This is a genomic window from Cupriavidus sp. CPT47-8839-RL05A (assembly GCF_058792255.1).
The window spans coordinates 1-13075 of record NZ_JBYTEG010000027.1; the positions used below are offsets into that span (position 1 = coordinate 1).

Sequence of the window (13075 nt, forward strand, 5' to 3'; positions counted from 1 at the left end):
CGTGAACCGCCGTATGCGGAACCGCACGTACGGTGGTGTGAGCGGGCTGAGGGGGCGACCCCTCACCCGACTCGATGTTCATCGTCAAACTCTGGGGTCGGGCCGCGCGCAGGGCCCACACACTTCAGGAGAACCCATGTTTGACCACGTCAAATTCGGAGTCAGCGACTATGCAGCGAGCAAGGCGTTCTTCCTCAAGGCACTCGAACCGCTCGGCGTAGCGGTTGCCTCGGAGGGGCCGCCGGTGTACGGTGTCGAGCTTTGCCCAAAGGGCAAGGCTTCATTGTGCCTGTTCCAGACCGAGGAAAAGCCGGCGCATCTGCACCTGGCGTTCACTGCCGAGAATCGCCGGCAAGTCGAAGCTTTCCATCGCGCGGCCCTGGAGGCGGGTGCCAAAGACAATGGGGCGCCTGGTCTGCGGCCGCACTACCACGCCAACTACTACGCAGCGTTCGTCATTGGTCCGGACGGGCACAACATTGAAGTGGTTTGCCACCAACCCGAGGCCTGACCCTGCCATCAGAGGGACGATCATTTCCCCTCGGGGTATTCCAGCTCCGGATACCAATCCGCCCCCCGGCCTTCCGGCGTGGTGTCCAGCAGGGTCCACAGCGGATCCAGGTCCGGCGCACCGCGCGGGTCCTGACCCGGGTCGACCGAGAGGGCATACATCTCGCTGCTCCAGAAATGGCGGATCTTGCCGTCCCGGCGCGTAAACACCGAGTAGCCCGGAACGTCGGCATCCTCGGGGCTGACATAGTCGCGGGTGAAATCGCCGTCGACGTCCGCATAGACCTTCAGCTTGGTCCAGCCCCGCGCCTTCTTGGCGGCGACCAGGCGCTCGATGGGCGAGCGGGCGATCATCGCCAGCGCCACGCGCTGCTCGATGTCCGGAACCTTGTGATCCCACGACGCCATCACTGACGTGCACATGGGGCAAGGCTGTTCCCGCTGCGGTCCGAACATATAGCTGTAGATGACCAGGGTGTCCTTGTCGCCGAACAGTTCGGCCAGCGTGACCGGACCGCCTTCTCCCTGGAAGGTATAGCGCTTTGTCACCTCGCCGCCCGCGGGCAGGCCGCGGCGCTGTTCGGCCACGCGCTCGATGTGGCGCCGCAGCTCGATTTCCTCCGCCAGCAGCGCATTGCGCGCCTTGCGGTACTCCGCGCTTTCATTGGGAAACCGGACGGGGTTTTGTTGCGCCAACTCGGTTGAGGGAATGAGTCTTGCAGTGGTGTTCATGTCGGTCCTCCTGCCAGGATAGATACCGCGAATGGCCGGGGAATGTGATGCCGTCGCGCTGCGTCGGCGTTTCCGCGGCCCTCTCGTAGTTCGTGTCAGCCCGGGCCGAAATGTTCCGCGCCATGCAGGCCCGATGCTGCCCGTGGCGTGGCCATTGCCTTTCCATTTGAGAAAGGAAGGTGGAGAAAGCCGCGATTCCAGCCTGGCCCGCCTTCCCCTCATCATGTCTGTGGCGCAGCAATGCGGCAGATGCCTGCCGCCCCTCGACCGCAGCCCGTCCCTACGCGCCAGTGCGATGAGCCGTGCCTCACATCGGCACGCCGCGGGCGGCCCGCAAACCTGGAAGTCATGCAATGAAGATCGTATTCCTGGACCGTTCCACCATCTCGCCGCAGACCACGCTGCGAGCGCTGCCGTTCCCGCATGAGCTTGAACTCTACGGGGAAACGGCTGACGAGGACGTCGCCGCGCGCATCGCCGCCGCGGACGTGGTCATCACCAACAAGGTGAAGCTGGATGCCCGCCAGCTTGAGCAGGCAACGAACCTGAAGCTCATCGCCATTGCGGCGACCGGCACCGATGTTGTCGACCTGCAAGCCTGTGCCGCCCGCGGCATCGTCGTCTCCAATATCCGCAACTATGCCGTCCATACGGTGCCGGAACATACCTTTGCCCTGATCTTCGCGCTGCGGCGAAGCCTGGCCGCCTACCACGATGCGGTCCGGCGCGGCCGCTGGCAGGAATCCGGATCCTTCTGCTTCTTCGACTACCCGATCAAGGACTTGCACGGGTCGGTGCTTGGCATCGTCGGCGACGGCGTGCTCGGCCAGTCGGTGGCCAGGATGGCGAGTGCGCTGGGCATGCAGCCGCTGTTTGCGGCCCACAAGGGACGCGAGGGCATGGGCCCGCTCTACACGCCTTTCGACGAGGTACTGCGCCGCAGCGACATCATCACCTTGCATTGCCCGCTGGTGGCGCAGACACGCAACCTGATCGACACCGCGGCGTTCTTGAAGATGGAACGGCGCCCGTTGCTGATCAACACTGCCCGAGGCGGGCTGGTCAACGAAGCGGCGCTGGTGGAAGCGCTGCAATCCGGAAAGGTGGCGGGGGCAGGCTTCGACGTTGCGACGCAGGAACCGCCCGGCGCGGAACACCCGTTCCATCAGTTGAAGGATGCGCCGAACTTCATCCTGACCCCGCACGTTGCATGGGCCAGCGACGAGGCCGTGCAAGGCCTGGCCGACCAGCTTATCGACAATATCTGTGCCTTCGCGCAAGGCGCGCCCAGGAACGTGGTGGCCGCATGACGTGCCCGCCGGACGAAGGATGGTGCCGACAATGAAAGCAGCAGGACTCAAGGTGCTGGTTGCACCTGACTCGTTCAAAGGCAGCCTCAGTGCGACCGAGGTGGCGGATCGCATCCGCGCCGGCATCCGGCGTGCGGTGCCTGGTGCGGATGTCACCGTGGCACCGATTGCCGATGGCGGCGAAGGTACCGCAGAAGTCCTGGCGGCCACGCTTGCGGGCGTGTGGGAAGCGGTGGTTGCCACCGATGCCAATGGCGTGCCAAAGCCGGTGCGGTACTTCCGCGGCCGCACGCAGGAGTTTGGCGAGCTCGCGATCGTCGAGGTGGCTGAAATCGTCGGCCTTCCGCACGCCCTGCTGGCGCCGGGGCAACGCACGACCAGGGGCATCGGCCATGTCATCCGCGCGCTCGCTGAGCGCAGTGTCGATACCATCGCGATCGGGCTGGGCGGATCTTCCACCAATGACGCAGGTGCCGGCCTGCTGGCGGAAACCGGCTTTCGCTTTACCGATGCGCAGGGCAACGCATTGTGGCCAACCCTGGATACGCTGGACGCGATCTGCGCCGCAACGTATCAGCAGCCTGCGCAGCTTGGCCGGGTCCGGCTGCTGGGCCTGTCCGACGTCAACAATCCGCTCTGCGGGCCAAACGGCGCGACCTTTGTCTTCGGCCCGCAGAAGGGCGTGCAAGACCTGGCCGCTGCGGATGCCCGGCTGGAACGGTTCGCAAAGCGATGCGCGGCCGTCGTCGGGCTGGATGTTGCCGATGCGCAAGGCAGCGGCGCCGCCGGCGGCATCGGCTTTGCGTTGCGCCTGCTCGGCGCCGAGATCGTTCCCGGCGCGGCCTTTGTGCTGGGTGCCGCCGGCCTCGGTGCAGGGCTCGGCGCCTTCGATTGGGTCATTACCGGCGAGGGACGGTCCGATGCGCAGACCATGATGGGGAAAGGTCCTGCCATGATCGCGCGCATGGCGCGCCAGGCTGGTGTGCCGGTGACGCTGCTCTCTGGCGCCGTCGAGCCCGATGCCGGACTGGCCGAAGCCTTCGACGGATGCATCTCGATTCAGCAGGGGCCGGTATCGATCGGCTTTGCGATGGAGCATGCGGCGGCATTGCTTGAGGATGCTGCATGCCAGCTTGCGCGCCTGTATGTCGCCGCCGGCCGGCAGGAAAATCGCCTGGGCGTATAGAAAAAAAGGGTCTCCCCACCCCGGGGAGACCTTCCACGCATCGAAGATACTTAGTCCGCGCGAATATTCGATGTCTTGACCACACGCGACCAGGACGCCAGTTCCTGATCGACGAACTTGCCCAGTTCCTGCGGCCCCATGTAGGCAGCGAAGGCACCTTGTTCCTCGATCTTCTTCCTGTAGGTGTCGCTGGCCACGATCTTCTTCACCTCCTGGGACAAGCGCTCGACGATGGCCGGCGGTGTATTCGCCGGTGCAAACAGTGCAAACCAGGATTCCACCTCATACCCTGGCAGCCCAGCCTCCGCGGTGGTCGGCACATTGGGCATGGAGGGATGGCGCTTCGGTCCGGCATAGGCAAGCGCCTTGATCTTGCCTGCCTGCACATGCCCGATCACGCTCGGCGGGGTCGTGATGAACATGTCGACCTGCCCGCTGATCAGGTCGGTGACCACGGGCCCGGCGCCCTTGTACGGTACGTGCGTCATCGGCACCTTGGTCTGCCGCGCCAGCATCTCGCCGGCGATATGCTGGATCGAGCCATTGCCGGACGAGGCATAGAACAGGCCCTTGCCATTGCTTTTGCCGTAGGCGACCAGTTCGGCTATCGATGTCGCGGGCAGCTTGCCGCTGACGGCGATGACGTGCGGCGCGCGCATGACCAGCGCCACCGGGACGAAGCTGGACGGCTTCCAGCGGATCTGCGGGAACAGCGCCGGATTGCCGACGTGGTAGCCGGAATACTGGAGCAGCAGCGTATAGCCGTCCGGCGCCGCCCGCGCCACGGCTTCGGTGCCGATATTGCCGCTGGCGCCGGGCTTGTTGTCCACCACCACGGGCTGGCCAAGCGCGGCCTGCAGTTGTTCGCCGACCAGGCGGGCAACGATATCGGTGGATCCGGCCGGTGCGCTGGGCACCACCAGGGTGACCGGCTTGGTGGGATAGGCGTTGGTGCTGTGGGCCGGGGCGGCCGCAGCCAGGGCCGCCAGGGCGGCCGCGGCGATCGTCATGCGTTTCATGGGTGTCTCCTCCGTCGTTTTGTCGGGTTGGCCGATCTTCAGTCGACCAGTTCTGATATCTCGATCAGGTTCAGGTCCGGATCGCGCACGTAGACCGAGCGGATCTTCTGCGTGGCGCCGGTGCGTGCCACCGGTCCTTCGACAATCGGCCACCGGCATTGCTGAAGATGGGCGATGACGTCGTCGAGCGGGACCGAAGCGATAAAGCAAAGATCGAGTGCGCCGGGAACGGGCAGGTGTGCCTTGGGCTCGAACTCGGCGCCGCGCTGGTGGAGATTGATCTTCTGGTTGCCGAAGCGGAAGGCCAGGCGACCGTTGCCGAAGGTTTCAGGCTGCATCTGCATGACTTCGGTGTAGAAGTGCCGCGTGGCTTCGAGGTCAACACAGGTGAGCACCAGATGGTCAAGATGGTCGATCAGGGACATGATGGTTTCCAGGTAGATGTCAGGGCTGGAAGGCCCGCTGTTCGGGGATCGCGTCGGCGGCCGGCATCGGATGCAGGTCGAGGCGGCGGCCGGCCTTCAGCAGCTGGCTTGGGACGTCATGGCCGATCAGGCCCCGCAGGCGCGCGGCGGCATCCAGGATGGCTGCCAGGTCGACGCCGGTGTCATAGCCGTCCAGTTCAAGCATATGGACGAGCTCTTCGGTGCAGACATTGCCGGTCGCGCCCGGCGCATACGGACAGCCACCGAGGCCGCCCAGCGAAGCGTCGAAGCGGTCGATGCCCTGCTCCAGCGCGGCGAGCGTGTTGGCCAGCGCCAGGCCCCGGGTATTGTGGAAATGCAGGGTCAGCGCCAGGCTGGGGAACTGCCGCCGCGCGGCCTCGCACAGCCTGGCGACCTGCGACGGAAACGCCATGCCAGTGGTGTCGCACAGCGTCACGCCGTGAGCCCCCAGGTCGGCGAAGCGCTGCATCCAGCCCAGCACGTCTTCCAGCGGCACGTCGCCTTCCATCGGGCAGCCCATCGCGGTCGACAGCGAGATGTTGATCGCGGTCGGCGTCTCCCTCACCACGCGGATGACGTCGGCAAGCTGGGCAAACGATTGCTCGCGCGACATGCGCAGGTTGGTGCGGTTGTGGCTGTCGCTGACCGACATCACCAGGTTGACCTCGTCGACCTGGCAGGAAAGCGCGCGCTCGGCGCCGCGCACATTCGGCACCAGCACCGTGTAGACCACACCCGGGCGCCGCGCGATGCGATGCATCACCGCTTCCGCGTCGCGCAGCGCCGGGATCGCCTTGGGCGAGGTGAAGGAAGTCACCTCGATCCTGGCGTAGCCGCACGCGCTCAGCGCGTCGATCAGGGCAACCTTGTCATCGGTCTCGACAAAACGGGCCTCGTTCTGGAAGCCGTCTCGCGTGGCGACTTCATGTATGTAAACCTTCCTGGCAGTCATGCCGGTCTCCTTGTCAGATAATCCCTGCCACGCGCCATGCCTCGCGCTGCGCCGTGCCGATGCCAAGGCCTTCCAGCACCGCGTCGGTATGCTGGCCAAGCGCGGGGGCGGGGTTGGGCAGTGCGCCGGGGGTGGCGCTCAGCTTCGGCACGATGCCGGGCAACTGGACGGGGGTGCCGTCCGGCAATTGCGCGTCCAGGATCATGTCGCGCGCGCGGTAGTGCGGATCGCTGGCGATATCGGCGACGTCGTAGATCTTGCCCGCGGGGATGCGGGCGCCATTGAGCGCGTCGAGTGCCGCTTCCAGGCTGCGCTGTGCCGCCCATTCGCCAATGGCGGCGTCGAGCATCGCGACCTGGCTGACCCGGCCGTCGTTGTGGGCCAGGGCAGGGTCGTCGCGCAGGTCGGGGCGCTCGATCATGTCCATCAGCCGCCTGAAGATGCCATCGCCATTGCCAGCGATCAGCACATACTTGCCGTCGGCGCAGCGGTACGCATTGGTCGGCGCGATGCCGGGAAGACTGCTGCCGGCCGCCTGCCGCACGGCGCCGAACACCGAGTATTCCGGCAGCAGGCTCTCCATCATGCTGAACACCGACTCGTACAAGGCCACATCCACGACCTGGCCCTGGCCGCCGTTCTGCTCCCGGTGCCGCAACGCCAGCAGGATGCCGATCACACCGTGCAGCGCGGACAGGGAGTCCCCGATCGATACCCCCACGCGCACCGGGGTGCGGCCCGGCTCGCCGCTCAGGTGGCGCAAGCCGCCCATCGCTTCGCCAATGACGCCGAAGCCCGGCCGGTCGCGATAGGGACCGGTCTGGCCATAGCCGGACACGCGCAGCATCACCAGCCCGGGGTTGGCCGCGCGCAGGCTGTCCCAGCCCAGGCCCCAGCCTTCCAGCGTGCCCGGGCGGAAGTTCTCGATCAGCACGTCGCTTTGCGCGGCCAGCTTGCGCACGACTTCCTGGCCTTGCGGCGTGCGCAGGTCCAGCGTGACCGACTGCTTGTCGCGGGACTGTGCCTCCCACCAGACCGAGGTGCCTTCATGCAACAGCCGCCACTTGCGCAGCGGATCGCCCGTGCCCGGCGGCTCGACCTTGATCACTTCCGCGCCGAACGCCGCCAGCATGCGCGCGGCAAACGGCCCCGCGATCAGCTGCCCCAGTTCCAGGACGCGTACGCCGGCAAGAGGCTTTGACTTGCTTGTTTCCATCTCCATCAGATTTGCTCCGAGAAACCTCGCCATTCATGGCGGGGAGTGAAAGGAGTGCTGCCGGCAGCAAGCAATCCCAAATTAGAATGGCCGGCATGCTTCTCGTCTATCGCTACCGGGTGAAGTCGCTGAACGGCCTGCTCAATCAGCAGAGCCGCGCGGTGAACTACGTCTGGAACTTCTGCAATGACTTGCAGAAGCACGCGCTCAAATGGGGGAAGAAGTGGCCGAGCGGGTTCGATCTGAACGTGCTGACCACCGGCAGCAGCAAGGAACTCGGCATTCATTCCGGCACGGTCAACGCGACATGCGAGCAGTACGCGAAATCGCGCAGCCAGCATCGCCGTCCTTACTTGCGATACCGCGGTAGGAAGAGCCTTGGATGGGTGCCCATGAAGGGCCGCGATTTGAAGCGAGAGAGCGAGGCGTTTCGCTTTGCCGGGCATACCTTCCGCGTGTTCAATAGTCGCCTGTTGCCCGAAGGCAAGATCAGGGACGGCACCAACTTTGCGCAGGATTCGCGCGGGAACTGGTTTCTCAACATCGTGATAGAGGTTGCTGATATGCCGGCACGCCCGATTCAAACTGGCGTCGGCATCGATCTTGGTTTGAAGGACTTCGCGACGCTCTCGACCGGCGAGAAGCTCCCCAATGACCGCTTTGGCCGGCATGCCGCCGAACGACTGGCGAAGGCGCAGCGTGCGCGAAAGCACAAGCGGCATATTGCCAAGCTGTATGCCAAGGTGGCGAATGCCCGCGCCGACTTCCAGCACAAGCTTGCGCTCGAGCTCGTCCGGCGCTTCGATTACATCGCGGTCGGCAACGTGTCGGCTTTGAAACTCGCCAAAACTAAGATGGCGAAGAGCGTCTACGACGCATCCTGGTCGTCCTTCCGGGAGAAGCTCCGCTACAAAGCGATTGCGCACGGAGCTACGTTTGAGGAAGTGAACGAAAGCGGTTCTACCCAGTCCTGTTCGGCGTGCGGTTCGAAGGACAGCACGACGCGGCCGAAAGGTATCGCAGGACTGCGAATAAGAGAGTGGACTTGCAGTAGATGTGGTGTCGTGCATGACCGTGATACCAATGCTGCGTTAAACATTCTCCGATGCGGACGTGCATCGCCAAGTGTGGGAATCCCCTGCCTTTAGGCAGGGGAGGACGTCAACTCGATGGCTCCTGCTGTGTGTGTGCTGGAGATAGTGGGTCAAAAGCCGTTGCCTGGTAATCGATGGATTCTCAACCGTCCTTTCCTGACGGGAAAAGGTGGTCCATATTGCTGTACGGGGGCACCACCACCGGCACAACCCGCCACTTGTCGGCTATCCCAGGCGGATCAAGGCTAGCATCGAGATTCGGGAAGCCCGGCGCGCCGTTTGACAAGGCGCGAGCGGCTTACTAGCCTTTCCTGACTTTCAATCCAGTCGGCGCGCGTCGCCAGTGCAATCCGATGATCAATCCTGCCCATTTCGATCTCCAGTCCCTGCGCGTCTTCCAGCTGGTGGCCCAATGCGGCGGGCTGACGCAGGCGGCGAACAAGTCACACATGACGCTGTCGGCCCTGAGCAAACGGATCGCAGACCTTGAGCGCACGGTGGGATGCGCGCTGTTCCTGCGGGTTCGGCGCGGGCTTGAGCTGACGCCGGCTGGCCATGAGCTGGTCCAGCATGCGCGCATGGTGCTCGACAAGGTCAACCAGATGGCGGGCGAGATGAGCGACTTCGCCACCGGCGTGCGCGGACACGTCAAGGTCTGGGCCAATACGTCAGCCGTGATCCAGTTCCTTCCGCACGACCTGGCAAGCTTCCTGGCTTCGCAGCCGATGATCAGGATCAGCCTGGAGGAGCGCCTGAGCCAAGACGTGGTGGTGGCGCTGCTGTCCGGTGAAACCGATATCGGCGTGTTCGCCGACAACGTGCCCGCTTATGACATCAGGAAGTCTGTCTATCGGCGTGACCGCCTGGTCGTCCTGGTGCCTGCCGGGCATCCGCTGGCCGGGCGCTCGGAAGTGAGTTTCGACGAAACCCTGGAGTACGACTTTGTCGGCCTCAACCAGGGCAGCTCGCTGCTGCAGCGCCTGACCGACGCTGCATCGGCACTGGACAAGGTCGTGCGGCTGAGGATCCAGGTCAGCAGCTTCGATGCGATCTGCCGGATGATCGAGGCCGGCCTGGGCATCGGCGTCCTGCCGGATGGCGCGGTCCGGCCCGAACTGCTGGGTGCCGGGCTGCATGCCGTCTACCTGTCCGACGCCTGGGCCTCACGCATTCTCTGGCTGGGCGTGAGGGATGAAGCTGGTCTCCTGCCGGAGGCAAGGACGCTGCTGCAGCATCTGCGTGCAGCGGGGTCTGCCAGCGCGAGTCGTTGATGGCATGGATGTGCCGTGATGCCGGTCACCGACGGTCCACAGGACGCATTTCACCGTCAGCACGGCCTGCCAGGAGATGACGCCGCGCCGGGCGGCGGCTAGTCACGCAAATGCTCGCCCATGAATTTTCGGAATATTTCCATGCTCGGTGCCTCGGTTCGCCCCGCCAGGGTGAAGAAGGCATAGCGGGGGCCGTCATCGACCGCTGGGGTAGTGTCCAGTTCGCATAGTTTTCCTGCGGCAATCTCCGCACGCACTGCCGCGACGATGCTGAACAGTATCGCGTCGGAATCCAGCACAGCTTCGACCAGGCTCCGGACATTCTCGCACCTGAGGCTCAGGCAATGCTCCGGATCGGCGCGCGGTCCGAAGCGCTTCACGAGGTTGCGCGCGACTTCCGTGCTGAGCGGGGCGGAAGCCAGCGGATAACGCATGACATCGTCAAACGTTACAGCGTCTCCGCCGGCGGCCTGTTGCACAAGCGGATGTCCTGTGCGGCAGATAAAGCGACCCTGCAACGCGTTCAGCAACTCGTGGCGAAGGTCCGTTGCTGGCGCCACGCTGCTCACCTCCACGACGACTGCATCAAGCGATCGCTGACGCAGCTGGATCATCAGCGCATCGGAAGTACCAAGCGACACGCTGACCTGTATGCCGGGATGGTGCCTGGCCATGTATCGCAGAAACGGCGTCGCCAGCACTGCGCCCGGCCCGGCGCCCAGGCCGACGCGGATGGCACCCAGGTGGTGGTGGTGGAACAGTTCGACGCTGCGATGCAGTTCCGCTTCCTCGAACACGATGCGCCGGGCCCGGTTGGCAATCAGCTCCCCCAATGGGGTCAGCACATTGCGCTTGCCGTGCCGGTCGATCAGGCGGCCTCCCAGTTCATCCTCCAACGTCTGGATGCTCCGGCTCAGCGCGGACTGGGTCAGGTGCAGGCGTTGCGCCGCCTGGCTGAAGGACGCCATATCCGCCACCATCAGCAGATGCTTGAGATGTTTGAGATGCATTGCGCACTTCGTGATGAGATTTTTGAATAAATTTTAGTCTGATAATGCATTGGACGCATGCTTGATGGCGCTTTACGATCCGATTCCACAAGAACACGGATTGAGGAGACAGCCATGACCCGATTCAAGAACGTCGGCCGCCGTTGGCTCGGCGGCCTGGTTGCAGCACTGCTTCTTGCCGGCCTGGCGCCGGCACACGGCTTTCCTGACCGGCCGGTAACGCTGATGGTGCCGTTCCCGGCGGGGGGCCTCTCCGACGTTGTTGCCCGGAACCTGAACCGGCCCCTCGCCCGGCAGTTCGGGCAGCCGGTCATCGTCGAAAACCTCGGGGGAGCTGGTGGAGCAATTGCCGCGCAGAAGGTCCTTCACGCACCGGCCGACGGCCATTTGCTATTGCAGGCAGGGCCCGGCGAGCTCATCACTACGCCGCTGGCCAATGCCGCAATCAAATTCAGGAGCGAGGATTTCCGGCTGGTGCATATGGTCGGCGCGGTCGATCTTGCCATCCTGGTGCGCAGGGATCTGCCGGTAAAGGATGTCGACGAACTGGCCGCCTATGCCGCGCAGGCAGCCAAGGCCGGCAAACCACTGACGTATGCCAGCGTCGGCATCGGCTCGCTCTATCACCTCCTGGGGGCGCATATGTCCCAAACCATCGGAGCGCCGATGACTCACGTGCCTTACAAGGGCGGCGCGCCCGTGATCCAGGACCTCGTTGGCGGAATCGTCGATATCTTTATCTCGCCGTTTGGCAAGCCTGATATCGAACGCATGCGCACCGGCCAGGTCAGGATGCTGGCGGTCCTGTCGCCCACACGCGTGGATGCAGTGAAGTCGGTGCCCAGCGTCAATGAAAGCAAGGCGCTGCGGGGCTTCAACTATTCAACCTGGGCCGGGATCTTCGTGAAGAAGGACACAGCCGAGCCGGTTGTGCAGGCGGTGCACAACGCGATTGTGCATACGCTGGCCGACCCCTCGGTGCGCGCCAGCCTCGATGCCGCGAACCTGCCTGCGTCCAGGCCGGTGTCGCTTGCGGAAAGTCAGAAGGCCTATCAGCAGAGCATCGAACAATACCGCGGCATTGCCCGTGCCATCGGCTTGCAGCCGCAATAAGGACGCCATGCATCCCATCCTGGCCGCGCTGCGGGATAGCGCCGAAGAGTTCGTAGCAGTTCGCCGTGACCTGCACCGGCATCCGGAACTCGGCTTCGAGGAACATCGCACCAGCGACATCGTTGCCAGCCTGCTCGCCGAATGGGGCTATGAGGTCGAGCGCGGGCTGGGGACAACGGGGGTCGTCGGCCGGCTGCGGCGCGGTTCGGGCAACCGCAGCCTTGGCATCCGCGCCGACATGGATGCCTTGCCGATGGAGGAGGCCACAGGGCTGGCCTATGCCAGCTGCCATCCTGGCGTCATGCACGCCTGCGGGCATGATGGGCATACCACCATGCTGCTTTGCGCAGCAAAGTACCTCGCCCGGCGCGGCGGTTTCAGTGGAACGCTGAACCTTATCTTCCAGCCGGCAGAGGAGGGGTTGGGCGGTGCAAAGAAGATGATGGAGGACGGACTGTTCAGGAAGTACCCTTGCGATGCCGTCTTCGCCATGCACAACGTACCGGGCACCGCATCGGGCCGTCTGCTCTTGCGTGAGGGCGCGGCGCAGGCTTCGGCCGACAACGTGACCATTACGCTGGAAGGCGTCGGTGGCCATGCAGCGATCCCACACCACGCGGCCGATCCTGTCGTGGCCGGCGCCTCCATCGTGATGGCCTTGCAGACCATCGTGGCGCGCAATGTCGATCCGCTGCAAGCGGCGGTCATTACCGTGGGCGCATTCCAGGCCGGTACCGTCTCCAATATCATTCCCTCGCATGCCGTGCTCAGGCTGAGTGTCCGCGCACTGGACCGCGATGTGCGAGAGCAGATCGAACAGCGTGTCAGGGATCTGGTATCGGCGCAGGCGCAGAGCTATGGCGTCACGGCGCAGGTCGATTATCAGCGCGGATACCCAGTCCTGGTGAATACGCCGGCTGAAACGGCGTTCGCGAGCCAGGTTGCTCTGGAGTTGCTGGGCCCGAGCCACGTCAATTGCAAGGCGTCGCCCATTGCCGCAAGTGAGGACTTTGCCTTCATGCTGGATGCCGTGCCCGGCTGCTACCTGTGGATCGGAAACGGCGAAGGCGGAATGGCCGGAGGCTGCTCGGTCCACAATCCCGGCTACGACTTCAATGACGGGAACATTGCTGTCGGTGCGGCGTATTGGGCCCTGCTATGCGAACGATTCCTCGTGGACTAACGATCGGCCGGCGGGATGCACAGTCTTCCATCA

Annotated in this window: 13 protein-coding genes; 7 read left to right on the forward strand and 6 right to left on the reverse strand. The window is 64.4% G+C overall.

What is annotated here, in order from left to right; translation table 11 throughout:
- Nucleotides 1-136: 136 nt before the first annotated feature.
- Nucleotides 137-511 (forward strand): VOC family protein, encoded by a 375-nt coding sequence (locus AC3WVS_RS26960; protein ID WP_492321055.1) that lies wholly within the window; start codon nt 137-139, stop codon nt 509-511.
- A 20-nt stretch (nt 512-531) separates the two neighbouring features.
- Here AC3WVS_RS26960 and AC3WVS_RS26965 read toward each other — a convergent pair whose 3' ends face one another.
- Nucleotides 532-1242, reverse strand: a complete 711-nt coding sequence (locus AC3WVS_RS26965; protein WP_492321056.1) for a DUF899 domain-containing protein — start codon at nt 1240-1242, stop codon at nt 532-534.
- A gap of 353 nt (nt 1243-1595) precedes the next feature.
- Between AC3WVS_RS26965 and AC3WVS_RS26970 the strand changes: the two genes are divergently transcribed.
- Together AC3WVS_RS26970 and AC3WVS_RS26975 are read left to right on the forward strand one after the other, a co-directional pair.
- On the forward strand, nt 1596-2552 hold the full coding sequence (locus tag AC3WVS_RS26970; RefSeq protein ID WP_492321057.1) for a D-2-hydroxyacid dehydrogenase: 957 nt from the start codon (nt 1596-1598) through the stop codon (nt 2550-2552).
- Nucleotides 2553-2583: 31 nt separating this feature from the next.
- Entirely contained in the window at nt 2584-3738 is a 1155-nt protein-coding gene (locus AC3WVS_RS26975) for a glycerate kinase (protein ID WP_492321058.1), read from the forward strand.
- 50 nt (nt 3739-3788) lie between these two features.
- On the opposite strand, the gene AC3WVS_RS26980 is transcribed toward AC3WVS_RS26975, so the two are convergent.
- From AC3WVS_RS26980 to AC3WVS_RS26995, 4 genes are read right to left on the reverse strand one after another with little or no spacing between them, the layout of a single operon-like run.
- Entirely contained in the window at nt 3789-4757 is a 969-nt protein-coding gene (locus AC3WVS_RS26980; RefSeq protein WP_492321059.1) for a Bug family tripartite tricarboxylate transporter substrate binding protein, read from the reverse strand.
- Nucleotides 4758-4795: 38 nt separating this feature from the next.
- Nucleotides 4796-5182: a VOC family protein gene (locus AC3WVS_RS26985; RefSeq protein WP_492321060.1), complete on the reverse strand. Its 387-nt coding sequence runs from the start codon at nt 5180-5182 to the stop codon at nt 4796-4798.
- A gap of 19 nt (nt 5183-5201) precedes the next feature.
- Complete coding sequence (locus tag AC3WVS_RS26990) at nt 5202-6155, reverse strand: hydroxymethylglutaryl-CoA lyase (protein WP_492321061.1); 954 nt, start codon at nt 6153-6155, stop codon at nt 5202-5204.
- A 13-nt stretch (nt 6156-6168) separates the two neighbouring features.
- Entirely contained in the window at nt 6169-7371 is a 1203-nt protein-coding gene (locus AC3WVS_RS26995; RefSeq protein WP_010811647.1) for a CaiB/BaiF CoA transferase family protein, read from the reverse strand.
- A 95-nt stretch (nt 7372-7466) separates the two neighbouring features.
- Between AC3WVS_RS26995 and AC3WVS_RS27000 the strand changes: the two genes are divergently transcribed.
- Together AC3WVS_RS27000 and AC3WVS_RS27005 are read left to right on the forward strand one after the other, a co-directional pair.
- Complete coding sequence (locus AC3WVS_RS27000; protein WP_492321143.1) at nt 7467-8519, forward strand: RNA-guided endonuclease InsQ/TnpB family protein; 1053 nt, start codon at nt 7467-7469, stop codon at nt 8517-8519.
- 299 nt (nt 8520-8818) lie between these two features.
- Nucleotides 8819-9736, forward strand: a complete 918-nt coding sequence (locus AC3WVS_RS27005; RefSeq protein ID WP_492321062.1) for a LysR family transcriptional regulator — start codon at nt 8819-8821, stop codon at nt 9734-9736.
- 98 nt (nt 9737-9834) lie between these two features.
- Here AC3WVS_RS27005 and AC3WVS_RS27010 read toward each other — a convergent pair whose 3' ends face one another.
- The gene (locus AC3WVS_RS27010; RefSeq protein WP_492321063.1) at nt 9835-10746 is read right to left on the reverse strand and encodes a LysR family transcriptional regulator; all 912 of its coding nucleotides are present in this window, start codon (nt 10744-10746) and stop codon (nt 9835-9837) included.
- Nucleotides 10747-10860: 114 nt separating this feature from the next.
- Between AC3WVS_RS27010 and AC3WVS_RS27015 the strand changes: the two genes are divergently transcribed.
- Complete coding sequence (locus tag AC3WVS_RS27015; protein WP_492321064.1) at nt 10861-11859, forward strand: tripartite tricarboxylate transporter substrate binding protein; 999 nt, start codon at nt 10861-10863, stop codon at nt 11857-11859.
- 7 nt (nt 11860-11866) lie between these two features.
- Nucleotides 11867-13042 (forward strand): M20 aminoacylase family protein, encoded by a 1176-nt coding sequence (locus tag AC3WVS_RS27020; RefSeq protein ID WP_492321065.1) that lies wholly within the window; start codon nt 11867-11869, stop codon nt 13040-13042.
- Nucleotides 13043-13075 lie beyond the last annotated feature (33 nt).